The sequence below is a fragment of the Bradyrhizobium rifense genome (assembly GCF_008123425.1).
Lineage (GTDB): Bacteria > Pseudomonadota > Alphaproteobacteria > Rhizobiales > Xanthobacteraceae > Bradyrhizobium > Bradyrhizobium rifense.
This window is the reverse complement of the sequence record NZ_VSSS01000041.1, coordinates 199,378-224,129: the sequence shown is the minus strand read 5'-3', so window position 1 is coordinate 224,129 and position 24,752 is coordinate 199,378. Positions and strand designations below refer to the sequence as shown.

The 24,752-nt window shown below is 63.7% G+C and carries 21 protein-coding genes and 1 pseudogene; 5 read left to right on the top strand and 17 right to left on the bottom strand.

Annotated features, from left to right (window positions below):
• Positions 1–2 precede the first annotated feature (2 nt).
• From FXB40_RS26915 to FXB40_RS26895, 5 genes are all read right to left on the bottom strand, one after another.
• Positions 3–758: a metal ABC transporter ATP-binding protein gene (locus tag FXB40_RS26915; protein ID WP_148775147.1), complete on the bottom strand. Its 756-nt coding sequence runs from the start codon at positions 756–758 to the stop codon at positions 3–5.
• Between the two features lie 2 nt (positions 759–760).
• Positions 761–1,009, bottom strand: a complete 249-nt coding sequence (locus FXB40_RS49385) for a hypothetical protein (protein WP_148775146.1) — start codon at positions 1,007–1,009, stop codon at positions 761–763.
• A gap of 44 nt (positions 1,010–1,053) precedes the next feature.
• Entirely contained in the window at positions 1,054–1,554 is a 501-nt protein-coding gene (locus tag FXB40_RS26905; protein WP_148775145.1) for a hypothetical protein, read from the bottom strand.
• Positions 1,551–2,162 (bottom strand): permease, encoded by a 612-nt coding sequence (locus FXB40_RS26900; RefSeq protein ID WP_148775144.1) that lies wholly within the window; start codon positions 2,160–2,162, stop codon positions 1,551–1,553. Before FXB40_RS26900 ends, FXB40_RS26905 begins: the two co-directional genes overlap by 4 nt.
• 175 nt (positions 2,163–2,337) lie before the next feature.
• Positions 2,338–2,934 (bottom strand): superoxide dismutase, encoded by a 597-nt coding sequence (locus tag FXB40_RS26895; RefSeq protein ID WP_148775143.1) that lies wholly within the window; start codon positions 2,932–2,934, stop codon positions 2,338–2,340.
• Positions 2,935–3,141: 207 nt separating this feature from the next.
• Here FXB40_RS26895 and FXB40_RS26890 point away from each other — a divergent pair, with 207 nt between their 5' ends.
• Together FXB40_RS26890 and FXB40_RS26885 are read left to right on the top strand one after the other, a co-directional pair.
• A complete protein-coding gene (locus FXB40_RS26890; protein WP_148775142.1) occupies positions 3,142–3,669 on the top strand; it encodes a GNAT family N-acetyltransferase in 528 nt (175 codons plus the stop codon).
• Positions 3,670–3,769: 100 nt separating this feature from the next.
• Complete coding sequence (locus FXB40_RS26885; RefSeq protein WP_148775141.1) at positions 3,770–4,210, top strand: DUF2147 domain-containing protein; 441 nt, start codon at positions 3,770–3,772, stop codon at positions 4,208–4,210.
• Here FXB40_RS26885 and FXB40_RS26880 read toward each other — a convergent pair.
• From FXB40_RS26880 to FXB40_RS26855, 6 genes are all read right to left on the bottom strand, one after another.
• Entirely contained in the window at positions 4,207–5,358 is a 1,152-nt protein-coding gene (locus FXB40_RS26880; protein WP_148775140.1) for a DUF3095 domain-containing protein, read from the bottom strand. The genes FXB40_RS26885 and FXB40_RS26880 overlap by 4 nt on opposite strands.
• Before the next feature lie 198 nt (positions 5,359–5,556).
• Positions 5,557–5,772, bottom strand: coding sequence for a hypothetical protein (locus FXB40_RS26875; RefSeq protein WP_187437168.1), 216 nt, complete (start codon positions 5,770–5,772; stop codon positions 5,557–5,559).
• Between the two features lie 172 nt (positions 5,773–5,944).
• Positions 5,945–6,667, bottom strand: coding sequence for an SDR family NAD(P)-dependent oxidoreductase (locus FXB40_RS26870; protein ID WP_148775139.1), 723 nt, complete (start codon positions 6,665–6,667; stop codon positions 5,945–5,947).
• On the bottom strand, positions 6,660–8,042 hold the full coding sequence (locus tag FXB40_RS26865; RefSeq protein ID WP_187437164.1) for a class I adenylate-forming enzyme family protein: 1,383 nt from the start codon (positions 8,040–8,042) through the stop codon (positions 6,660–6,662). The genes FXB40_RS26870 and FXB40_RS26865 overlap by 8 nt, the downstream gene beginning before the upstream one ends.
• Positions 8,029–8,274 carry an acyl carrier protein gene (locus FXB40_RS26860; protein WP_015688794.1) on the bottom strand — a complete coding sequence of 82 codons (246 nt, stop codon included), beginning with the start codon at positions 8,272–8,274 and terminating at the stop codon, positions 8,029–8,031. The genes FXB40_RS26865 and FXB40_RS26860 overlap by 14 nt, the downstream gene beginning before the upstream one ends.
• A 153-nt stretch (positions 8,275–8,427) precedes the next feature.
• Positions 8,428–10,242 (bottom strand): long-chain-acyl-CoA synthetase, encoded by a 1,815-nt coding sequence (locus tag FXB40_RS26855; RefSeq protein ID WP_148775138.1) that lies wholly within the window; start codon positions 10,240–10,242, stop codon positions 8,428–8,430.
• 225 nt (positions 10,243–10,467) lie between these two features.
• Here FXB40_RS26855 and FXB40_RS26850 point away from each other — a divergent pair, with 225 nt between their 5' ends.
• Positions 10,468–11,448: a Bug family tripartite tricarboxylate transporter substrate binding protein gene (locus FXB40_RS26850; RefSeq protein ID WP_148775137.1), complete on the top strand. Its 981-nt coding sequence runs from the start codon at positions 10,468–10,470 to the stop codon at positions 11,446–11,448.
• Between the two features lie 10 nt (positions 11,449–11,458).
• Here FXB40_RS26850 and FXB40_RS26845 read toward each other — a convergent pair whose 3' ends face one another.
• Complete coding sequence (locus tag FXB40_RS26845; protein ID WP_246207982.1) at positions 11,459–11,869, bottom strand: MarR family winged helix-turn-helix transcriptional regulator; 411 nt, start codon at positions 11,867–11,869, stop codon at positions 11,459–11,461.
• A 165-nt stretch (positions 11,870–12,034) separates the two neighbouring features.
• On the opposite strand from FXB40_RS26845, the gene FXB40_RS26840 reads away from it, so the two are divergent.
• Positions 12,035–13,216 carry an FAD-dependent oxidoreductase gene (locus FXB40_RS26840; RefSeq protein WP_148775135.1) on the top strand — a complete coding sequence of 394 codons (1,182 nt, stop codon included), beginning with the start codon at positions 12,035–12,037 and terminating at the stop codon, positions 13,214–13,216.
• A gap of 80 nt (positions 13,217–13,296) precedes the next feature.
• Here FXB40_RS26840 and FXB40_RS26835 read toward each other — a convergent pair whose 3' ends face one another.
• The 4 genes and pseudogenes from FXB40_RS26835 to FXB40_RS49380 form a co-directional block, all read right to left on the bottom strand.
• Positions 13,297–13,584, bottom strand: a complete 288-nt coding sequence (locus FXB40_RS26835; protein WP_148775134.1) for a DUF3551 domain-containing protein — start codon at positions 13,582–13,584, stop codon at positions 13,297–13,299.
• A 122-nt stretch (positions 13,585–13,706) separates the two neighbouring features.
• Positions 13,707–15,584 (bottom strand): molecular chaperone HtpG, encoded by a 1,878-nt coding sequence (gene htpG / locus FXB40_RS26830; RefSeq protein WP_148775133.1) that lies wholly within the window; start codon positions 15,582–15,584, stop codon positions 13,707–13,709.
• 124 nt (positions 15,585–15,708) lie between these two features.
• The gene (locus tag FXB40_RS26825) at positions 15,709–16,140 is read right to left on the bottom strand and encodes a hypothetical protein (RefSeq protein ID WP_148775132.1); all 432 of its coding nucleotides are present in this window, start codon (positions 16,138–16,140) and stop codon (positions 15,709–15,711) included.
• 796 nt (positions 16,141–16,936) lie between these two features.
• A pseudogene (locus tag FXB40_RS49380) lies at positions 16,937–17,077 on the bottom strand (DUF3363 domain-containing protein); the annotation flags it as partial.
• Between the two features lie 767 nt (positions 17,078–17,844).
• Here FXB40_RS49380 and FXB40_RS50495 point away from each other — a divergent pair.
• On the top strand, positions 17,845–18,111 hold the full coding sequence (locus FXB40_RS50495) for a PilZ domain-containing protein (RefSeq protein WP_430648140.1): 267 nt from the start codon (positions 17,845–17,847) through the stop codon (positions 18,109–18,111).
• Positions 18,112–18,745: 634 nt separating this feature from the next.
• Here the strand turns inward: FXB40_RS50495 and FXB40_RS26810 are convergent.
• A complete protein-coding gene (locus FXB40_RS26810) occupies positions 18,746–24,322 on the bottom strand; it encodes a MupA/Atu3671 family FMN-dependent luciferase-like monooxygenase (RefSeq protein WP_148775131.1) in 5,577 nt (1,858 codons plus the stop codon).
• Positions 24,323–24,752: the final 430 nt, after the last annotated feature.

The following is a 24,752-nucleotide window of genomic DNA, read 5'->3' as shown; positions in this document are numbered from 1 at the left end:
GATCACGCCGCCCGCGAGCGAGCATCATCGGCCGCGCAGGCCGCCGCACTGTCGTCAAAGGCTTCGCACATCCGCATCGCGACCAGTAGGTTTTCCGGCGTGAGCACCTCCGCCGTCGGTCCCCAGGCCACGGGGCCGCGCGCCAGCACCAGCGTCTCGGCGAAATGCGTGCGCACCATCTCCATGTCGTGCAGCGCGGCGAGCACGGTGCGGCCTTCGCTATGCCAGTGCTTCACCAGCGCGAGCAGGTCGGCCGTAGTCTTGCTGTCGATGGCGTTGAAGGGTTCGTCGAGCACGATCAAGCGTGCATCCTGGAGCAGCACGCGCGCGAACAGCACGCGCTGCCTCTGGCCACCCGAGAGCGTGCCGATGGTACGGTTCTCGAAACCGTTGAGACCGACGGAAGCGATCGTGCGCAGGATTTTTTCGCGCGCAGCCTTGCCGATCCCGCCGAACAGGCCCGTCGCGCGCCACAACCCGGTTCCGACGAAATCGAACACCGAGATCGGGAAGCTGCGGTCGATGTCCGCGCTCTGCGGCAGATAGGCGATGTCGCGGCTATCGAGCCCGCCGAGATGGATGCTGCCGTCGAGCGGCCGGAGAATGCCGACGATGCCACGCAGAAGGGTCGACTTGCCGGCGCCGTTCGGGCCGATCACGGCGACCAGCGCGCCGGGCGCGACCTCGCCGTTGAGATGGTGCACGGCCGGATGGCGGTCATAGCCGAGCGTGACGTTGTGAAAGTGTACGGCTGCCATGGTTACCTCATCGCGAGCCAGACGACGCCCCAGAGCACGGTGCAGACGGCGACTGCCGCCGCGAGGCGGCCGGCCATGGTCATGCGCAAGATCGACCAGGGCGCGTCCTGGGCCGGGTGCGGAGAGGCCGCGTCGTGGACGTGGGCGTGGCTGTGGTCGTGCCCATGCGAATGCCCGTGGTCGTGAGAATGGCCAGAAGAATGACCATGGGCAGGGTCGTGATGATGGGCATGGGATGCGGCGGGAACCATGTCCAGGACGTTATATTATAACATTACCCCTGTCCACGGCCGGCTCAGGGCTTGCCGATCACCATCGCGATGGCGGCCGCCACGAATGGGAACGGCACCGAGACGGCGCAGCGGAACCAGACGAAACGGGCCGGCATGAACGGGATTTCCCACAGAATCACGCGCTGGAAGGCGAACAAGGCCCAGGCCACGACATAGGCGACCACCTGGGGCACCCCGCCGCCCGACTTCAGCGCCACCGTGCCGATGGAAAAGCCGATCACCGGGCCGCCGGGCGTGGCCGCGCCGGCGACCACGGCAGTCGCAACCCCGAGCCAGCCGCTGTCCGGTCCGAGCCAGCCGGAGATCACCTCCTGCGGGATGATGGCCGCGATGTAGCCCGAGCCGATCACGCCCAGTGCAATCCGCGGCACGATATTGATGAAATCCATCGAGCCTTCGCGCAGCGAGGCCTTGAACACCGGAGGGCCGCGGCGGAACGCGATCAGGCCGACGCCGAACACCGAGCCCCACAGCAGGATGTCGATGAGAAGCGCCGCGCTCATGCCGCGTCCTCGTCGCTGTCGCGCTTCGGATAGAGCCGGACATAGACGAAGCGGCCGAGCGCGCCGGCGAGCACCGGGAGCGGCAGCGAGATCACGATCCGCCACAGCGTGAAATCGGTGCCCATGATCGGGATTTCCCAGGCAACCGCGCGCCCGTAGCCGATCAGGGTCCAGCTCACGACCATGGCGATGGTGGCACCGAAATCGGCGCCGACTGCGAGCAGCGCGCTCGCCACGGGATAGGCGGTGAACGGGCCGCCGGGCAGGATCGCACCGAAGGCGGTGCCGATCAGAAGCCCCTTCAGGCCGGATTTCGGCCCGAGCGAGCGCGAGACTTTTTCGTGCGGCAGGATTTCCGAGATGAAGGCGCCAAGCAGGCAGCCCGCCAGCACGCGCGGCAGGATGCCGCCGAACAGCGAGAGGTCGTGGGTGAGAATGTCGAGGACGCCGTCGGTCCCGTCACGCCGCCAGACCAGCGCTGCGCTCACCGCCACCAGCGCTGCGATGATGATGGTCGACCAGCCGATCGGCTTGCGGACACGCCCCGGCCGCGGCTCGAACTCCGCGTCCTCGGCAGGCGCAGGACTATTCGGGGACGGTTCTGACAACGGGCTCGGTCGGCTCGAGGGTGATGCCCGTCCTGATTAAGGGTGCCGTGGAGGTGATGCAAACGGAACGATGACAGACCCGTGCGCGCGCCACGCAGGACTGATTCAATCAATTCCGCACAGCAAAAAGGCGGCCGCACATGCGACCGCCTTTCGCTGTTACGATGAGGCTAACTCAGACCTTGTCGAACAGGGACTCGACGTATTCCCAGTTCACGAGGTTCTCGACGAACGCCTTGAGATAGTCGGGACGGCGGTTGCGATAGTCGATGTAGTAGGAGTGCTCCCAGACGTCGACGCCGAGGATCGGGGTCGCGCCGTGCACCAGCGGATTCTCGCCGTTCGGGGTCTTGGCGATTTCAAGCTTGCCGTCCTTGACCTGGAGCCAGGCCCAGCCGGAGCCGAACTGGCCGACGCCGGCTGCCTGGAAGTCCGTCTTGAACTTCTCGAAGCCGCCGAGGTCCTCGTTGATCTTCTTCTCGAGCTTGCCCGGCAGCTTGGTGCCGCCGCCATTGGGCTTCATCCAGCTCCAGAAGTGGATATGGTTGTAGTGCTGGCCGGCATTGTTGAACACCGCGGGGTTCTTGCCGAACGAGCCCTTGACGATCTCTTCAAGGGATTTGCCTTCCCATTCGGTCCCCTTGAGCGCGTTGTTGCCGTTGGTGACGTAGGCCTGATGATGCTTGTCGTGGTGGAATTCCAGCGTCTCCTTCGACATGAACTGGCCGAGGGCGTCATAGGCGTAAGGGAGGGGGGGCAGCGTGAATGTCATGGGTTCTTGTCCGCAACTGGGTGGGGAACGTTTTAACGGTCACCCCTTATAGAAGGTTCCTGCGCCGTTAAATACCGCCAAATTGCGAAAAGGCGCGATTGCGACGGCATGGCCCGATTGCACAGCTTTCAGATCACCGAAAAATATCATTGCCTTTGAAGCGCTTATGGCAGAACGAATGCGTCACGGAGCAGAGCTGCGAAAGCCATGAGCATCGAAATCGACATTTTGAACGGCGACGCCGCGTGGCCGATCGCACAACCGCTGCTCAGCGCGGTCTGGGGACGCGGCGCCGCCGAGAAGCCATCCTGGAGCCACGTCAAATGGGCCCATGCCGATCTGCGCGTGCTGATCGAGACGCCTGAGGACGGCCTCGTCTGCCATGTCGGCATCTATTTCCGCACCATCACCTGGAATGGACAGAAAGCGCATGTCGGCGGCATCGGCGGGGTCTGTACGCGCGAGGATCGCCGGGGCCGCGGCTATGCGACCATGGCGATCGACGCGGCGGTGCATACCATGCGCGCCAACGAGGCGGTTCGCTTCGCGATCCTGTTCTGCGAGCCGCACAATGTCGCGTTCTACGAGGCTCGCAAATGGCGCGCCTTCACCGGCGACATCTATTGCGAACAACCTGAGGGCCGCGCGCGCTTCACGGATCTGGCGCCCTATCTGTTCGACATCGTCCGTGCGCCGACGCTCGGCATCATCGACCTCTGCGGCCTGCCGTGGTGAGAGATTCACTGGGGCAAATGAGCGCAGCAATGTGATTCCATCAGGCGTTGCACGATTCTGATTTGCTGCTATGGAGACGCCTCCATTCCGAGGCCCGTCCATGTCCCGCAGATTCGCCATCCTCTCCGTCCTCCTGGCTGCGCTATCCGGCGCGACGGCCGCGCATGCGCAAAGTGCTGACGCGAGCGGGACCTGGCTCACCCAGGCGGGCGATGCCCGCGTGAAGATCAGCAAATGCGGCGGCGGCATCTGCGGCGTCATCGTCTGGCTGCGCGAGCCCACCGACACCGCGACCGGCCAGCCCGCCACCGACAGCAAGAATCCCAATCCGGCGCTCGCCAGGCGCCCGATGATCGGCCTGCCGCTGTTCTCCGGCATGCAACCATCAGGGCCGAACAAATGGTCGGGCCAGATCTACAATGCCGATGACGGTAGCACCTATGCGAGCAGCGTCTCGGTGACATCAGCAGAGACGCTGCGCGTCGAAGGCTGCGTCGGCGCGCTCTGCGGCGGCGAGACCTGGACGCGGGCGGGACGCTAGGTTGCGGCCGCAACCATCGCCTTGAGCGCCGTCGCCGCCGAGGCGTAGCCGCCACGCGCGCCGTCGATGAAGTGTACATGGTCGCTGCGCAGCGCCGAGGGCGTGAAGCAGGTCATCATCGCGGCATCCTGCGGATAAAGGCCGTAGCGCACGACGCCGTCGCGCGCGGCGGCCGCAAGACGATCGCTCAGGGCACGCTCGAGCTCCGGCGTGCAGTCGAGGATCATGCGCAGGCCGTCGTCATATTTGCGGAAGTCGGAATTCTCGACCACCTGGCGCTTGTAGACCTTCGGCAGGAAGCCGCCGACCTTGATGTCGAAGCGCATCAGGACATAGGCGAAAAACGTATAGGCGAGCAGGCCGGCGCGGCGCTTGAGCAACGACCCGCCACGGATCGCCCGCGCCTCGTAGTCCAGGCCCTGCGGCGGCCATTTCAGCGGCGGCCCCTGCGATGGCACGGGACGCCCCGCATCGGGACTGCGCTCGACGAGATGGATGATGTCCTCGATCACCTTGCGGAAGGCCTGCGGGTCGACACCGCCAACCGGCATCACCAGCACTGACAGGATCAGCCCGCGTGAGGCCGGCATCACCTCGAAGCGACAGGACAGGCCGGAGAGATCGGGCTGCGTGCCCGAGGGCGCCTCAGCGACGGCGAACTCGCCGCGCTTCATCGCAGCGTCGGCGAAGGCGAGCCCACCGCCGGAGAACATCGCATAGGACAGATTGGCCGACGGACCGAAGCGCGCGACGCGCACGTCGAGACCTTTCGCCCTTATGGCGCTCACCGGCACGAGCGCGACCCGCATTTTGAGATCGAGGTCTTCCCGCACCCAGGTCGCGGTCGCGGCCAAGGCTTCGTGCGCCGCATCGAGATCGGCCGGCGCAACCGCAAAACTGGCGCCGTCGCCGCCGAACACGAAGGGAAATTCGCGTCCCTCCAGCGCATTCGTCACCGCCGCGATCACGGCGGCCCCGGCCATGTTGACCGCCTTGTAGCGCTGCGCCGCAATCGCCTTGGTGGAATCGACGATGTCGGCGACACCGATGCTCCAGTCCTCCGGCAGCGGCGAATAGAGTTTTGGCTCCATCAGGCTGGTGAAGCCACGGAAGACAGGGATGCTGCCGTAGAAGGAAGCGGCGCTCATTGCAGAAGCCGGTCTGGTTTCAGGTGAGACGAGATACGTGGCGGGACAGATTTGGGTTCGCCGGCCGGCTCCCCCGAAAAGGCTGGGCATCATTGGCCGAAACGGGCTCGACAACAAGATGCCTGCTCGCGCCGGCGAGCACAATCAAATGCAATGGCCGACGGGACGGTTTCGCGCTCGTTGGAAATAGGCGATAGGCTAGTGCACCTTTTCGCTCTCGCGCTTTCGCAGAGCCTCGAGAGAGGCATCATGACAGCCGATCAGCCGCACGAATTGCTGCGGATACATTTCGTGGCCGTGGCTGCCGGAGTTTTGATGCGACATCGGCGGACAGCGGGCATCGCCCAGTTTCGCGGGCGAAGGCTCCACGGGCGCTTGGCCCGGACTCGCAACGGTGATGTTTGGCGTGGCCATACTTTGCGAGGCCATATTTCGAGAGGCCAAATTTTGTGAAGCCATGGACTGCTCCCTGTCGTTTAGGGCAGTTCGATTGACGTAACCCAATCGAGTACGAGGCATCTTACGACCAAATCCGGCTTGGTGTCATTGCGCCGGATCAACCCGATTGTGACGGCAGAGTTCCGTCTTAGGCCGTATTCCCGGCGTCGATCGTGAACACGGTGCCGGTCACATTGCGGCCGCCCTCGCCGAGCAGATATTCCACCATGCGCGCGACGTCGTCGGTCTCCGGCAGCCGGCGCAGCGCGCTACGGCCAGCGATCCGCTTGCGGCTCTCGTCGGAGAGATTATGCGTCAGCTCGGTGTCGATGAAGCCGGGCGCGATCGCGTTCACAGTGATGCCGAGCTTGCCGACCTCGCGTGCGAGCGATCGGGTGAAGCCGGTGGCGGCTGCCTTGGTCGCGCCGTAAACGGACAAACCGTTGTAGCCTGTCGTCGCGATGATCGAGGAGATGTTGATGATGCGGCCGGCGCCATCGGCCATCATCTGGCGCGCGACATATTTGGTGAGGACGATCGGCGACAGCACGTTGAGCTGCACCAACGCCTCGATCTCCGAATTGTGCATGGTCGCGAGCAGGCCCTCGGTGCCGAGACCGGCATTGTTGACGAGGCCATAGGTCGGGCCGAATTCATCGCGCACGAGCTTTGCGAAAGCGGGGATCGCGTCGATCACGGCAAGGTCGCAGGCACGGAAATGCAGTCGGCCCTCGGAGGCAGCGATCGCGGCCTTGAGCTCGTCGCTCTCGCGCCGCGCGGCTGCGATCACGTTGTAGCCGGCGCTGACCAGACGCTTGCCAATCGCAAGGCCAATGCCGCGGCTGCCGCCGGTGATGAGAACATTATGCATCGGTGCGCGCCAGTTTGCCGGCCGGGGTGACGTCGAGCGCCTCGACGAAGCGGATCACCGCCGGCACCTTGTGGGACGCCAGCTGCGCGCGGCACTGATCCAGGATCTGGTCGCGGATTTCCTTCGCGCGTGCCTGGTCGGTGCCGTCGGCAAGGATCACGTCGGCGACGACGATGCCGCCCGTGATCGGGCTGCGCCGCGATTTCGCGCGCGACATCCGCACGTCGGGATGACGGTTGATCGCCGCCTCGATTTCTTCCGGGTGAACTTTCAGCCCGCCGATATTGATGATGCCGCCGCGGCGGCCGACGAAATAATAGCGGTCGCCGCGCAGTTCGACGATATCGCCACTGTCGACGAAACCGTCGCCGTCGGTGAGCGCAGCCGCGTTGCGGCCGATATAGGCGTGTGCCGTGCGCGTCGAACGGATGCGCAGCGAGCCGTCGACGACCTTCATCTCGACGCCGTTACGGTTGCCGAGATAGTTCGCCGGAAACCCTTCAAGCCCGTCATTGACGGCGAAGCCGACGCCGGCCTCGGTCGAGGCATAGGCATGGCCGACGGAGGAATTGGGGAATGCCGCCTTGAGGCCGTCGAGCACGGCCTGGTCGGCGATCTCGCCGGAGAGGCGGACATAGCCCGGCGCGAACTGCGCGGCGGAGCCGCTCATCAGGAGCTTGCGCCAGTGCGACGGCGTGCCAGAGATGTGCGAGACGCCGCGCGCGTTCAGCCGCGCGACGTGATCGGCGAGCGCCTCGTGCGGGTCCGACAGCACCATCGAGCCGCCGGAGAGAATGGCGCGGAGGAATATCTGCAGGCCGCCATAGCGGCGGATGTCGTAGAACGTGGCCCAGACCGGCGCGGGACTCTTGGCCGGGCCTTCGGCAACGATGGCGCCGGTGAGTGCTTCCAGCGTATGGCCGACGATTTTCGGCACGCCTGATGTGCCCGAGGTGAGCATCAGCCATTCGGTCGCGCGCTCGGTCTGCACAGGCGTCGTGGCTTGAAGCGGCATTTGTGCGGTGACGACCAGCGACACACCAGTCGCGGCCCAGCGACCGGGCTCGTCGGTGACGACGGCGTCGATCCCGGCATCGGCGATCAGCTCGTCCAGATACGCAGGATTAAGGTCCGGCGGGCACAGCAACATGCGACGGGCGATACCGTCGAGCTCGATCATGGCGAGGCCCGACCGGAGCTGGTCCGACAGTTTCAGCAGGACCGCGCGGCCGGACAGCTCGCGCAGGCGGCCGCCGAGCACGGTCCGCGGCAGGATATCGGTCAGCGACACCACATGGTGCGCATCCGACAGGGTGCGGCCGGTCAGCTCCGCGCCGAGATGGTCGCGGAGCGCGAAGATCTCACGCGGGGACATTTTCGTAGGCCCGCACGAAATCGCCCACGGTGGCGGGGAACGCAGCGTCCTCGGAAATGGTGAAGGGGTCGACGCCGGTCTCGTCCTCGAGACGCGCGACCAGGATCGCGAAAGCGAGCGAGTCAAAGCCCGTCTCGTGCAGGGACAGATCGTCCGAGAGTGCAGGAAGCGTGACGTGCTGCTCTTTGGCGATCTGCTGGATCGCTTCAATGACCTTGGATCGTACCGACATGGCTGGCTCGCCTTCTTCCTTAGTTAATCGATCGTATGTCTTGCGGCGGCTCTTGACGACCGCCTCCCCTTGCCAGTGTGTTTACCGGACAGAAGTAAATGGCCTCTTGGACAATTCAGATAAAATTGGACCTATTTCCGGATTTTGTTGCTGTTACAGCCGGATCGTACCGTCCGCGATATGCGCATACGTGTCGAAACCGAGCGCGAAATAGGCGCCCGATCTCGGGTCGAGCATGAACAGCGGCTCGGCGATCGCGCCCGGGTCAAACCCCTCGCGCGCCAATTCCCCCTTCTTCTGCTTGAATGTCTCGGTCGCATCGAGCTCGCGCGAGATGCGGATGAAGACCGGACGGGCATAGACCGGCAGGCGCTGCGCGAAATGCGCAGACAGTGCGGCGATATCAAAGCCCTCGTTCACGACGATCGCGCTCATGCCGGCGCGGCCGTCGGCGCCGGGGATACTGACGCCGTAGGTGGTGGCATCAACCACGCCCGTAAAATCGCGCACCGCGTCGTTGACCTCGGAGGTCGCGACGTTCTCGCCCTTCCAACGAAAAGTGTCGCCGATGCGATCGACGAAATGGAAGAAGCCCTTGTCATCGAGCCGCATCAGATCGCCGGTGCGGAACCAGGCATCGCCCTTGGCGAAGACATCGCGAAGGATTTTCTTCTCGGTCTCGCCCGCGTCAGTATAGCCCTCGAAGCGGCCACCGCCCTCGTCTGCCTTGCCGATACGGCCGATGGCCTCGCCCGCCTCGCCGCGCGCGCAGGCGATGCAAAAGCCCTCGTCATTGCGCAGCAGCGCGCCGGTGTCGGGATCGAGCTTGACGAGGCCTGCAGGAAAGCGATGCGCAAGCAGCGGCGGAATGCGGCCGATGGCGCCGGGCTGGCCCTCGACGTTGAACAGCGAGAAATTGCCTTCGGTCGCGGCATAGAATTCGAGAATGCGGGGAATGGCGAAGCGGGCCTGGAAATCCTCCCAGATGTCGCCGCGCAGGCCGTTGCCGCAAGCGAGCCGCAGACGGTGACGGTTCTCATATTCCGACGGCGGCGCCTTGAGCAGATAGCGGCAGAGCTCACCGATATACTGAAACAGCGTGCAGTCGTGCCGCACAATGTCGGGCCAAAAATTCGAAGCAGAAAACTTCTCCGCGATCACCACCGAGCCACCGGCGGCGAGCATGCTGCACGGCGCGACGATGCCGCCGACCGAGTGGAACAGCGGGAGGCAATCATAGAGCCGATCCTGCGGCGTCGCGCCGGTGAGGCCGGCGAACCAGAAACCCCAATTGAGGATGCGGCGATGGCTGATGCTGGCAGCCTTCGGCAGGCCGGTGGTGCCGGAGGTGTAGATCAGCAGCGCGCGGTCATCGATGGTGACCTCGCCGTGCTCGTCCGACAACAGCGCCCCGTCGTCGAGCGCGGCGAGCGCAACATCGATCGCACGCTCGCTGCGGGCATCGCCATGGGTCCATATCTTGGCGTCGGTCTTCAGATGCGGCATCGCGCTCTGCAGCGTCTCCGAGAGGTCATGCGCGACGATGATATGCGAGGGCTTTGCGACATCGACGCAATGCGCGAGAGATTGCCCGACGAGTTTGGTATTGATCAGCGCCACCACGCCGCCAACACGGCTGATGCCGACCCAGGCCGCGACATAATCGATGCCGTTCGGCATGATCAGACCGACAGTATCTCCTTTGGCGACGCCAACCGAGAGTGCCCAGCGCGCATAGCGATTCATGCGCTTCGACAGACCGTCATAGTCGAGGCTTGCGTCGTCCGTGACCAGCGCGACGCGGTCGGGCTGGCGACGCGCCCAATCATCGACGACGTCGGCGAACAGGCGGCCCGGCAGTGTCTCGATCCGCGCAGTCAGCTCGATCGCCTTCAGCCAGATCTTTGAAGGCGAGGGCGCGCGCGCGGCTTTCGTTTGCTCGATGACGCCGGTGGTCATGCCGTTCATTCTTTCGGGCGGTATCTGCTTGTTCCCGGCAGCTTAGCTCGCGCGCCCTGCCCAGGTGTTAAGAGACAAGGTAAAACTCGGTTAGCTCTCGATTAACTGCGATCATCCTTTACCAAGCCGACGGGAACGTGGTGCGGCCTGGCGCGATTCTTGCGATAGCCAATCCAGTCATTCGAGCGCGCCGCGCGCGTCCTCTCGCCCGCGAGAGATGAACTGGAGGCCACGATGATCACCAGGCGACATTTCCTTCAGACCGCCGCCTGTGCCGCGGCCACGCTGATCGCTCCGCGCGCCTTCGCGATCGGCAACCCGTCCTATCCGTCGCGCAGCGTGAAATGGGTGGTGCCCTATGCACCGGGCGGCGCCACCGACGTGCTGTCACGTCTGATCTGCCAGCGGCTGTCCGACCGGCTCGGGCAGACGTTCGTGGTCGAGAACAAGCCCGGCGCCGGCAGCAATATCGGCACGCAAGCGGTGATCACCTCCGCACCGGATGGCTACACGCTGCTGCTGACCTCGACTGCCAATGCGATCAACGCCTCGTTCGATCCGGCGCTGCCCTATGACTTCGCCAAGGGGATCGCGCCGGTCGCCGGCGTCGCACGGATTCCGCTCGTACTGGTCGTCAACAACGATCTGCCGGTGAGGAGCGTCGCCGACTTCATCGCCTACGCCAAGGCCAATCCCGGCAAAATGTCGATCGCATCCTCCGGCATCGGCACGTCGCTGCATCTCTCCGGCGAGCTGTTCAAGTCGAAGGCCGGCGTCCAGTTCACCCATGTGCCGTATCGCGGCTCCGCACCGGGCCTGACCGACGTGATGAGCGGCCAGATCCAGGGCATGTTCGACAACGTCACCTCGTCCTTCGAGCTGGTGCGCGCCGGCAAGCTGCGCGCGCTCGGAATCACCACGCGCGAGCGCTCGGAGATTTTGCCTGACGCACCACCGATCGCCGACACGCTTCCCGGCTACGAGACATCTTCATTCTACGGCGTCGGCGCTCCCTACGACACGCCGCGCGAGATTGTCGACCTGCTCAATCGCGAGGTCGACACGGCGCTGTCCGACGCCGAGATCAAGGCGCGCATCGCCGAGCTCGGCGCGATCCCCCTGCACGGCAATGCCGGCGAGTTCGGCGGAATGCTGACGGCCGAGACCGAACGCTGGCGCAGGGTGGTGGAGCTGTCGGGGATCAGGAAGGAATAGCGTCCGGCCCTTATTCGGCGATCTCCTTGGCAACTCCGCGGTCCAGGTTGCGGTTGAGCCGTCGCAACAGGTCGCACAGCATCGCAATTTCGGCCTCGCTAAAGCCCTCGACCAGCTCGGCGCGGCCCGCGTGGAGTGCCCCGCGTAACGCCGGCGCCTTCGCCAACGCTTTCTTGGTCAACGAAATCAGGCTGCTGCGGCCATCCCTCGGATCAGACGCGCGGCGGATCAGACCATCGCGCTCCATCCGCGCAAGAGTCTGCGCCATCGAGGGCTGCTCAATGCGCGCCAGCCGAGCCAGATCGCGTTGCGTCATCGCGCCGCCATCGCGCAGCAAATAGAACACCGGAAGCTGTCCAGCGCTGGCGCCGAACGGTTTCAGGCGCCGCTCGGCGAGGCGCATCAACCCGCGTGAGGCCATGTTGATGAGTGGTGCCGGCGTGCTGAACAACTCCCATTCGTCAGCAACAGGAACATCCTGCTTATCCACCTCCGCAATTGCACTGTCCCGCTTCACATCAGCCATTGCATAGGTACCTATGTATAATATATAGGGACCTATATATCAGTTTTCAGGAGTCTGTCTATGGTCGCCCGCCCCCGTATTGCCATCATCGGCGCCGGCCCTGGCGGCTTGATGCTCGCCCGGATCCTGCATTGCGCCGGCATCGCTGCCACCGTGTTCGAGAAGGAGACGCATGCGCTCGAGCGACCCCAGGGCGGCACACTCGATCTCCACGTCGAGGACGGCCAGCTCGCCCTGAAACGCGCCGGGCTGGAAGCGGAATTTCATCGCATTGCCCGCTATGATGACCAGGGCAGCCGCCTTTACGACAAGCACGGCACGATGCTGTTTGCCGACGATGATCCCGTCGACGCCGACCGGCCCGAGGTGGACCGCACCGCGCTCAGAGAGATTTTACTCGCGTCATTGCCCGATGGCGCGGTCCGCTGGGATCACTCGCTGCGCGAGGTACTCCCGGCCGACGACGGCACATTCGCACTGCGCTTCGAGAACACGATAGAAGGCCGGTTCGACCTCGTGGTCGGGGCGGACGGCACCTGGTCGCGTGTGCGGCCGCTGGTTTCGGCTTACGAGCCGCAATACACCGGCATCACCTTCATCGAGTTCGGCATAGACGATGCGGATGCGCGCCACCCGGCACTCTCCGCACTGGTCGGCAAGGGCAAGCTCGGCGCAGAGGGCGACGGACGCGGCATGATCGTGATCCGCAACGGCAACGCTCATCTCCGCGGCTATGCCATCTTCCGCGTCCCGTCTGATTGGGCAGCAAGGACATTCGATCTCGCATCACCGGCGGCGACCCGTGCGCGGCTGCTCGAGGAATTTGCGGGTTGGTCGCCGAAACTGCTCGATCTCATTCGTGCCAGCAACGACAGGCTGGTGGCGCGCTCGATCCACGCATTGCCGGTCGGCCATCATTGGATCAATCGTCCCGGAGTAACGCTGCTCGGTGACGCCGCGCATGTGATGTCGCCCTTCGGCGGCGACGGCGTCAATATGGCGATGTTCGACGGCGCGGAACTCGGTCGGCATCTCACCGAGAATGACGACTGGTGCGAGGCGGTGCGCGTCTATGAGCGCGAGATGTTCACGCGTGTGGCGCTTCCCGCCGCGCATGCCGCCGAAGCTGTCGCAACCGAGCTCTCCCACATCGGGCCAGAGCTCTCATTGCAACACATGCAGGGTTATCTCGCCGCCCGAGCGATCGGTGCCGCCGGCACGGCGAGCGGTGACTTAGCGTGATCCTAACCGGCTCACCTGTGCGGCGATGAGCAGAACCATCGGCGCGTCGGAATGTCCGCTGAAAACCGCATCACAGTCCGTCAGTACACCTGCTTGTGACGCTTGCGCGGCCGGGGCGGCGGCTGATCGAAAGCGTAATAGGGATTGACGTCGCAGCTGGCCGCGAGGCCCGATGCCGTGGCGCGGCACTGCTCCAGCGAAGTGAAGCTGCAGTCGAAATAGCCGCCGCCGCCACCACCCAAGCCACCGCCGCCGCCCGTGAATTTGTGCATGCACACCGGGTAACGCGGATCATAGGTCTGGGCGCTGGCATCTGCCGCCACGAACAGCGTGACAATGGCGGTGAGGGTCAGGAGAGGCAGGCGCATCGGACATTTCCTCGAATTGGCGGCGTCGGCGGATCTGATGCCGACGGCCTCCTATGACATAACGCCACGCCGGAGGCGACTGTTCCTGGGGACAATGACGGCAAGGTGAGCGCGCCGTGGCGCTACCCGCCCAGCCCCTGCAACACCAGCCGGTTCAGCCTCGCCGCAAACGCGGCCGGATCTTCCGGAAGCTCGCCATCCAGAATCTGCGCCTGTTCGAGCAGAAGCAGGCTGAGGTCATCGACCGTCTTCGAACCGGCTTGCGCTTTGGTGATCGCCGTGACCATGGGATGGCGCAGGTTGATCTCGAGGATCGGCTTGGTGCGCATGCCGCGGTTCTGCTGCGCCAGGATGCGCTCGAGCTCGCGGCTCGGACCCTGGCTGTCGGCGACGAGGCAGGAGGCCGAGCTGGTGAGGCGGGTCGAGGTCTTGACGTCGCTGACGCGCTCGCCGAGCGCCGCCTTGATCACCGCGATGGTGGCGGCCTCGTCCGCCTCGGGCTCGTCCTTCTTCGTATCGTCCTTGTCGTCGACGCGCGGGATCAGGTCGAGATTGAGATCGCCCTGGCTCAGCGACTTCAGCGGTTTGCCTTCGAACTCCGTCGGCATCGAGGTCCAGAACGCATCGACCGGATCGGACAGCAGCAGCACCTCGATGCCGCGTGCGGTTGCAGCTTCCAGCCGCGGACTGGACTTCAGCCGCTCGATGCTGTCGCCGACGAGATAATAGATCTCGGTCTGGTTCGGCTTGAAATCGGCGACGATGTCCTTGAGCGCGCGTTTCTCGCCAGTCGTAGTGGTGAAGCGCGACAGCGCGAGCAGCTTTTCGCGGCGCTCGAAATCCTCGTAGATGCCCTCTTTCAGCACCGCACCGAATGCTTCCCAGATCTTTGCGAAGTTTTCCGCATCCTTCTCGGCGAGGCCTTCGAGCTCGTTGACGACGCGGGTCGCCACGGCCTTGCGGATCTGCGCCAGCTGCGGGTTGTTCTGGAGCATCTCGCGCGAGATGTTGAGCGGGAGGTCCTCGCTGTCGACGACGCCGCGGATGAAGCGGAGATAGCCGGGCAACAGGTCCGCATCGTCGGTGATGAAGACACGGCGGACATAAAGCTTGACGCGGCCCTTGCGGTTCGGCTCGAACAGGTCGAACGGCTTTGTCGACGGCGCGAACAGCAGCACGGCGTAGGAGTAGCGGCCCTCGGCGCGATAATGCAGCGTCATCGCGGGATCGTCGAAGGCGGACGCGATCTGCTGATAGGCTTTCTTATAGTCCTCCGGCGTGAGCTCGGACTTCGAGCGTTGCCACAGCGCACTCGCCGAATTGATCTGGCGCGGTTCACCTTCTTCCGGCACCAGCTCGATCGGGAAGAGAATGTTGTCGGAATAGGCACCGACGATCCGCTCGATCTCGAAAGCTTCGAGATATTTCTTCGCATCGTCCTTCATGTGCAGGACGATCTCGGTACCGCGCGCCACATGCGCCGCCTCCTCGTCGCTGGCGCGCGCGATCTCGAAGCCGGAGCCACCTGATGACGTCCAGCTCCAGACGTCGCTCTCGCCGGCGCGGCGGCTGACGACGACGATCTTGTCGGCCACCATGAAGGCGGAATAGAAGCCGACGCCGAACTGGCCGATCAGGCCGAGGCCGTCCTTGGCCTCCTTCAGCTTCGACACGAAGGCCTTGGTGCCGGAGCGGGCGATGGTGCCGAGATGGTCGATCAGCTCCTGCCGTTCCATGCCGATGCCGTTGTCGGCGATCGTCAGCGTCCCTGCCGTCTTGTTCGGGATGATCCGGATCTTGAGCGCGTCGCCCTCGCCCAGCAGGGCCGGATTGGCGATCGCCTCGTAGCGCAACTTGTCGCAGGCATCCGAGGCGTTGGAGACCAGCTCGCGCAGGAAGATGTCGGTCTCCGAATAGACGGAGTGCACCATCAGGTGCAGCAGCTCGGAAACCTCGGCCTGGAAAGGCTGCGTATGCGTGGCTGTATCGGACGTCGTCATGCGTTTACCCGGTCAATCAGAAGTGGAGAAACCCGGGATATAACGCGATGGGATAAGGGATCAAGTGCACACGCAAAACCGCCCTCCCGGCAGGAGGGCGGTTTTGCATGAGAGACGAGGCAGATCAGGTCACGCAGCGGCCGGGCTGCAGCAGCTTGGCCACCTCGGTCAGGGCGCTGACCATCGGCTCGCAGGCGATTGTCGGCTTGCGGCCCGACTTCAACAGCGTGGGAGCCGGCTTGGCGTTGCCGGTCTCGATGACCGCGGGGACCCGGAGCAGCACGGACGTGTCGGCCAGATCGTTCAGCCGCATCGAGACGGTGCGGGTGGGAGCCGCCGCCGGCTTCGGCTCAGCGAGCCGGTCGGACTTGCTGATGCGATTGACGTTATGAGTTGCGACATTACGACCCGAGGTTTGGCCCGGCTGGTCGGCCATCGCCTCCCAGCGGTCGGCCAGATCGTGGCCGGAGGCCAGTTGCACGGCGCCAACCTGAACGGCGCCAAGCGTCGCGGCGAGTGCGACGGCACCAAAAAATACCTTTTGAATCTGTGGCATGGCTGTCGGTCCCTCGCCCCATGGCGATCGGGGGAACAACGCAAGCAGAGGACCGGAGTTTCCCAGACGTTAAGATCACTTAACCGTGTGCCAAATTCACTCCAGGCCGCACAAAAAATTTTGCAACCGCCTGGAACGACTCTCGCGCCTGGGAGTCGTCTCAACAGCCGGCTATTCCCCCCTGCCCCATAAGCCGGCGACGTAGGGCGCGACTGTGGTGATGCCAGTCGCGCCTTACTTTTTTCCCGGGATTTTGACGACTTCCATCGAACCGCCCCACCATCCGCCCCGCCTCTAGGCAAAGCCTGCGCCGCCTTGTTTTGAGCAACAGGCCCGTCCTTCAGGTGGTTCCCAAACACAGGTCTGGCGATCTGAATCGGGAGCCCAAGATCGGGGCGTTGATTCGGAAGGCGTTGCGAGTGTCCCGGACGCTTTACCGGGCCAGCCCGAGGTTCATATCGTGCCGGCTGGCCACTTCGCGTTCCTCCGCCGTGCTCACCGGAGCTTGCCGCCAACCTGCCGCGCTTCTGCACCGACCCGGCGGGCTTCGATCGGGCAGCCTTTCAACGTAGGCGTTGCCCCTTGGGCGCGGAAGCAACCGCCTCGCCACGTGTCAAAAAGGGAGCGCCCTGCTCCCATTGAGCCTTACCTGCTTGGTCGGCCCTTGCCGGGCCGGCGACGTCCGGTCAAGGCCGCGAGCCGCGAAGCGGGGGCGCGGTAGCGCCAGCCTTGACGGGATGGCGGCGGCGGTCACACCCACTCGCGTCAGGCAGGCAACGCCCCTCGCCGACCGCGCTCACAACCCGAGTTCTCGTTTGCGGCCAAAGCTCCACTCGATGCCGCTGCCATCACCCCGCTTGACGCCGGTGATGTGCGGGCCAATCCGCCGATCCAGGATGGGCTGCCAGGGCACGAGACTGAAGCCGAGGCCTCCGTCGTAGCGCCGCGCGCGAAGATTTAGCGCGAGAAGCCGATAGGTAGGCTGCCGCACGTCAAACACGCCTGCCTTGGCTTCCTCTTCGAGTTTATCGGAATTCATAAGATCGACGCGCCACCATAGATCGGCGACGAGCGCGCTGAGCTATAGTTCTCCGATGATGCCGGAACGGGAGACTTCTTACCTCGTTTGCCTAAACCTGAAACAGCCCCTTCACTGAGACGGGCCTTTGGCCTTGACTGAGCAAACGGACAGCCCCAGGAGTCAGGTTCCGGAATTAACTTCGCGTTGCGAGATCAAGCTTAATTCGCGAGTTCAATTGCCGCGGGCATCGAACACGATAGCTTGACATTCATCGGACATTGCCCTCGTCCGCTTTTACCAAGGCGAAGCCCGCGCGCCATCATACTCGGCGCGTCGGCTCTGCTTCCGACAAACGCGGCCATTGAATGCAAAAGTTATTCTCCGTCATCCTGACTGCCCTGACCTACATTTGCCTGTTGGCGCTCGTCATCACAGGCGTCGCGCGCGCCGGTATGGAGGCGAAGGAGCGCAAGTCTCATAGTGTCGCGCGGACCCAAGATGAACTCTGAGCCTTTTTCATCCGCACATGCTAGGCTTTGGCGACCAATGGCGGACGTGATCTCGCTCGCGAGCAAGTTGCCGAGGCAGAACGCGAGGCCGCTGGTCAGCTTCAGGACGCTGAGCCGACGGAAGCTGATCGAAGTCGAAATCACTAGCGCAGCTGATTGTAGGGCTCGACCATAGTGTCTGCCGAATGGAAAGGGATCGAGAGGCGACGGACCACGCGGAAGACGGTGGATCAAACGGTGCTGCTCTCGCTGCCCGGCGACGTAATCGTTACTCCGTGCAGGATGCTAAACCTCTCCGTCCTGGGCGCCGGCATACAGTTGAGGGATACGCCCCTTCTTTCGACGGAATTCCTGTTGTCTTTCGATGACTTTCGAATGCCCTTCAAGTGCTGTCTGGTGTGGCGCCAAGGTGATTTGGCCGGCCTAGAGTTCGTTTACTAGCTCAGACCCCAATAGCGGGCGGGCGATCGGCAGTCCGCCACCCTTCCTGCCGCAATCGGTTAAGGAATGCCGACTAAGGACGGGCTGGGATTCGCATCGACGGGACGACAATGTTGCGGACGCTTAGACTACTGCTGCTTCAGGGTGCTGTACGCGTGGCGATCCCTACCGCCGCGACTGCCGGCCTAGTTGGGGTCCTGTACTTGATTGCTACCGGTTTCCAGCCCAAGGCGCAGTCGGTCGCAGAAGCGACTGCTTCAGGCAGCGTCACCTGCATTCCCAGTCACTGCCGCTCGAAGGCCGCGATCGTCCAGCCAAAGCATTAGGCTGACCGCCCAAGGCCGGCCAACGCCGGAATACGATCGTAGCGACGTATAAGGCCCTCCCAGGGCCCCGGTTTGTATGATCGCTTAGGCTACTCAAAGTAGATTTTTCACATTGGCGCGCGACCTTGACCTGCCAGATTCCGTTGCCAAGGTCGGGGATGCAGGCGGACAGAGCTTCGCTGGAAAAGCCACAACTGAGTACGTTGGCATTCTGCGCGGCTAGCGCGGCGGTGCTGCCGTCACTCGCTGAAACGTCACAGTCGGTGCAACCGCAAACTCGGCGCCCCCTAGCCCGTTGCGCCGGCGCATCAATGATGTCTCTGAATGGTCCTAGAGCTGCCCCGTGTCTCGCGTCTGCGCTGCATCATGTCCCTGCGAAGCTGGCCACGGTTCTGCTCCGGTGGCACTACAACGTGACCGGGATCGGTCTCGGAACCGGCGATCGCGGCGGCCAGGCTGCCTAGCGTTGGATATTGGAACACACGAACGACGGACATCTTCAGTCCCAACTCCGCGCGGATCTTCTCAACCACCCGAACCATCATCAGGGAATTCGCGCCCATATCGAAGAAGTTGTCGTCGATCCCGATCTCGTTCACGCCCAGCAGCTCCTGGAAGATGGCTGCAAGCTTGCGCTCCACGTCTGTCGCAGGCGGAATGAACGGCGTGGCGGTCTCATGACGCGCAGCATCGGGCGCAGGCAATGCTTGGCGGTCCAGCTTGCCATTGGGGGTCAGCGGCAGCGCCTCCAGCGGCACGAATGCCGTGGGAATCATGTACTCCGGCAGCGTGCTTCGCAAATGCTCTCGCAGCGCGGGCAGGAAATTGGCCCCTGAGACAATCCGGAGCGCGGGACGATTTGCGTAAGCGGACACGTCAGACACGGCGGGGGCATTGTCCGTCACCGCAATGTCCGCTGCAGTCCCGGCTACCTTCGTCCCTTGTGGGGGTCTGAAGAGGGCATCGAAATATCCCGGTCCTGCGGCAGACCACTCGATAGCCACCTCATAATTCGCATCGAGCACGCGCACGTCCTCGGGATCGATTCCGGATGATGGGCCCGCAGCGATGTCACCCACGCGATCGGCGGGAGAGCGTATCTGCAGCGCGCGCAACGCGGCCAGCGGCGCGGCGACCCGCGCGTTAGGAATGCCGGTGATGCGCAGCGAGGTCGACCCGGACCGCACCAATTTCCTCAAGCCGTCCAGCGTGCACGGCTCGGGCGCCTTCTCGGTGTCCGCGACTACCGGCCGTCGCGGTATCCCGCCGCGCTTGCTGATCACCACGTCATAGCGGAAGCGAGTCATCTCGCTCGGCTCGCGGCCGAGCTTGAGTTCGACCTGCACGTTCTCGATGTCAGGAAGCCGCTGTCGAAGGGACAAGAACAGGTGGGGGTCCAACACCAGTTCCGGTTCCTCCTCGAGCCGTTTGCGCAGCCGGGCCTGGAGCTCCCCTGCCGGGGCGTCGGACGTGACCTTCTGTAGTTCGATCTCGCAGAGCATCGCCTCCAGCAGCGCGCGGTGGCGCACGTCGCCGACAAAGATCGCGCCGCCTGGTGTCAACTTTTTGAGGGCGGCCGCCAGCACGTCCATGAGATACGCCACGCTCGGGAAATATTGGGCGACCGAGTTGATGACGATCGTGTCGAAGGGGCCGCCCTCGACGGCAGCCAGCGTATCGGCGGACCGTTGCTCCAGAACCACGCCGGCTAGATCTCGCCGCTCGGCCTCGGCCTTCACTCGTGCCAGGGCTGCGGCAGACAGGTCAATGCCGTGATAGAGTTCGCAGTTCGGCGCGACGCGGAAGAGGATCATGCCCGTTCCACAGCCGACCTCCAGTACCCGGCGGGGCCGCAGCTGCTGAATCCGCTCGGTCGTACACGCGATCCATTCGCGCATCTGCGCTTCGGGAATCAAATGGCCGGTATAGCTGCTCCTCCACCCGGCGGTCTCGGAGTCGCCGCTATGCTGATAGGTCTCGTCCCAGATCGTCCCCCAATGACCAATTGTCGGAGCGCTGCCCCGGGTAGGCGCGACGATGTAAGCGACGAGCTGCTGCACACCCGTCGCGTCCGGTCTGGCCACGACCGCACTCTGTTGCACCGAGGGATGGCGGTTCAATGCAGCCTCGATCTCGCCCGGCTCAATCCGGTGACCGCGGATCTTGACCTGGTGGTCGAGACGTCCGAGGTGCGCAAGCGTGCCGTCGGGCAGCCACTGCCCGAGATCGCCGGTCCGGTAGAGACGAGCTCCGGAATCGCTGAAGGGATCAGGGACAAAACGCTCGTTGGTCAGCTGCGGTTGTTCCAGATAGCCCCTGGCCAAGCCGGCGCCGCCGATGAGTATCTCACCGGGGACGCCGACCGGTAGCGATCGCAGCGCTCGATCGACGACATAAACCCTGGTATTTGCAATCGGACTTCCGATCGTGATGGCGTCATCTGCGCCCCCCACTGGGCTCGTCGTTGACCATATACATGTCTCCGTGGGGCCGTACATGTTGCGGATTTCGCCCTGATAGCGTTGCCGCAATCGTTCGACCAATGTCTGAGGCAGCGACTCCCCGCCCAGGAGCAGCATGCGCAGCGAGCTCAAAGCGTCGAGCGAGGCGTCGTCGGACACCAGCATGCTCGCCAGCGACGGCGTGGCCTGAAGGTGAGAAATGCCATGGCGACGAATCTGCGAAGCAATATCCTGATCGGGCTCGGTTGAGATCCTTGTAACGGACGGATTGGCGAGGCGGCGCAACTCATCCAGATAGGGAAGACTGGCCAGCACATCGTCGGCCGAAACGCCGAAATCGATCAGGCAGGCGATCTCGTCGACGCCGAACTGCTTCAGCTTATCGATCGTCGCCAGGCACGAGCTCGGTGATCCAAACAGGCCCGCGGTCTTGAAGTATCGCTCGAAGGCGTGCTCCATGATGACGTGGAGTTCCTCGGCGTCTAGATCCGCGAGGCTTATCTGCGGCGCGGCCGATGCTTGCCGATCATCGCCCTTGGCGAATGCAGTCAGCTCCCATCGCATCTTGGAGATGAGGTCGGTCGAGGTCTTGAGGTATTCCAGGAAAGGACCTCGCACCTTGGTACGGACCTCCGCCGCGTCGGGGCCCACGAAGGTGTGCAGCATGAGGGTGACCACCCCTGCCCCGTCATGGCCGGCGTCGGTCCAAGCCTTGCGATAGACCGCGATATTCGCGACGAGCTCCTCGGACTTCATCACCAGCAAGTTTGTCAGCACGTTGGCGCCTAGCCGTCCGGCCAGCGCGAAAGTGTCCGGATGCGAGCTTGCGGTCACCCACAATTTGGGCTCGCGCTGCACCGGAGGCGGAAAAGTCTTCACTTCGACCGGCTGGCCGTCGCCGCCAACCGCCTTGACCGCCTCGCCGCGCCAGAGCGCCTTCACGGTCTCGATGCCGCTGGCCATCAGTTCGCGGCGCTTCTTGTAGTTCTCCGGCTGCAGCACGAAGTCGCGGGCGTGCCATCCGGATGCGAAGCTCAGTCCGACGCGGCCGTTGGACAGGTTGTCGACGACCGACCATTCCTCCGCGACGCGGATCGGGTTGTGCAGCGGCAGCACCACGCTCCCGGCCCGGATGCCGATGCGCCGGGTGACGGCTGCGACTGCTGCGCCGGTCAGCGCCGCATTTGGATACAGGCCGCCGAAGGGATGGAAGTGGCGTTCCGGCGTCCACACCGCGGAGAAGTTGTGCTCATCGGCATATTTGGCACCTTCGAGCAACAGGCGGTACTTGCCGCCGTCACCCTCGGCCGCATCGGCGGCGAAGTAGAACAGGCTGAAATCGATCGGTCTGGCGCTCGATGCCGTACTTGCCGCCCCGCGCGCCAGCCGCTCGGGCTCATGCTGGATGACCACCGTAAAGCCGCGCGCCAGCGTCCAGAACAGCTCCAATACCGAAATGTCGAACGAGATGCTGGTGGTCGCGAGCCACACGCCCGGCTCCGTCCCCAATGCCTGGTCCATGCCTTCGAAGAAGTTGGTGACGTTGCGGTGCTCGAGCATCACCCCTTTGGGACGTCCGGTGGAGCCGGACGTGAAGATGACATAGGCAAGGTTTTCGCCTGACACCGCCACGTACGATCGATCCGCTTGGCCGGCCTCTCCGCCCGACTCAACGCACAGAGCGCGGGTGTGAGGCGGCAGCGCGCCGGCCAGGTTCGTCGTGGTGACTACCACGCCGGCGCGGGAGTCTTCGAGCATGAGCGCGATCCGCTCACCGGGATACGAAGGATCCATCGGCACATAGGCTGCACCGGCCTTGAGGACGCCAAGCAGACCGATCATCATTTCGGCCGATCGCTCGACGTAGATGCCGACCATCTGGTCCGGCTTCGCACCTTCAGCGATCAGCGCGCGGGCGACATGGTTGGCGCGCCGATCGAGTTCGCGATAGGTGAGCGAGCGGGCGCCGTCGACCAACGCCACTTTGTCAGGTGTGCGATCGACCTGCGCTTCAAAGGCCTCATGCACACAGTGCGGACCCGGCAGTGGTCTCTCGGTGTCGTTCCAGGCCCGGAGTATCGAACCGGCGTCCTGCGATGGCAGCCGTGGCAGATCGCCGAGCTTGGCCTCCGGCTGGTCGGCGATCGCGACAAGGATCGCCCGCAACAGATCGGCGATGCGCTCGGCGGCGGCCGGCGCAAAACAGTTCGTGTCGTATGACAATTTGAACGTTAACCGACGGCCGTCATAGGCCATCACGTTGAACGGAAAATTGGTCTGGTCGTGCAGCATGAAGTCGCGACGCTGCCATTCCTGACCGAACGACTTCAGGCGCGCATCGTCGGTTTGCGAATTGAAGACGATGATGGAGTCAAAAAGCGATTGTCCGCGAGGCACCTCGCTGAGGCGAAGGATATCGACGAGCGGCGTGTGTTCGAACCGGCGCAGCTCGACGTGCTGCTCGCGCAGTTGGCGGCATAATTCCAGCACCGGCAATTCAGAGGGCAGCTTGACCCGGATCGGCACGGTATTGATGAACAGCCCGATAACTCGGTCTGCTCCTTCGATCGACGACCGGCGGCCGGCCCTGGTCAGTCCATAAACGACATCCTCCTGGGCCGAAAACGCCGAAAGCACGAGTGACCAAGCGACCTCGACAAGGATGGACGTCCGCAATGAGGCCTGCGCGGAGAGATCATGCAGCTTCCCCGTGTCGGCCGGCGATAGCGCGAATTCGAGGGTGGCGTGACCTGCGGCGGGGCGCACTTCCGAAGCGGCAATCCGCAGCGTTTCGAGATTGGTCGGAGTGCGGAAGCCGGTCAGAAAGTTGCGCCAGTACGCCTCGGCGGCCACTGCGTTCGTTGCTAGGTGCCGTTGAAGCCAGGCGATATGCACGCGAAAGGCCGGACGTTCCTCGAACGACGGCTGCGCGCCGCGCGCTATAGCTGCATAGACGTCGAGCACCTCCTTCACCACGAAAGCGTAGCAGGAGTCCAGAATGGCGTGCGAATATGTGAAGACGAGTCGGTGGCGATCGGTGGCGAGATGCAGTACCGTCACGCGCCAGAGCGGCGCAACGTCGAGGGCGAAGGCTCGCGATCGATCCTCGGCCAAGAAAATGCTCAACGCCTCTTCCTGCTGCTCGGCCGTCATTCCCGACAGGTCGCGCGTCTCGAACGGCACCACGACCTCGCCCAGGACCTCCTGCAGAGGAACTTGCAGGCCTTCCCAGCGGAACCGGGTGCGCAGGATCGAGTGTTGTTTGGCGACCATGGCCCATGCATCGGCGAGGGAATTGGTGTCGATCGGCTCCTTGAGCCGTATCTCGAGCTGTTCAACATCCACGCCCCGGGTACGCGCCTCAAGGTGATGGAACAGCATGCCCTGCTGGAGCGGCGAGAGAGGATAACTGTCCTGAACCATGGTACTCCCAAAAGGTCATCGCGGGCGGCCGCCTGGACCGCGAAAGGGCGGGCGCAGCCTCAGCGGCGTTATATTAACCGCCAAAAATCATATTTTAAATCAGATGCAATATAACTGTTATAGCCGACAAGGTCAGAGCAATTTAAAAAAAAATAAGAGCTTGATTTACAGTCGGTGTTAATGCCGGGACCCAAAGTGTCATCGGTAGATTTACCTTACTGGCGATGTTTCGAAAAAGTTCGAGCTATCTGATCGCGTCCCATGGACGGAGAGCGACAAATGCATAACGATTGCAAGCCGGCTCGTTAACGGCACGCCGATCAAGCTAGATCTCGTCGACTGGCTCGGCTCGGCGGCACCTCGCCCAGTTAAACCGCCTTCATATTTCAACTTGAATTATTCGGTGCTTTGCAGCTGATTTACGCCCCTC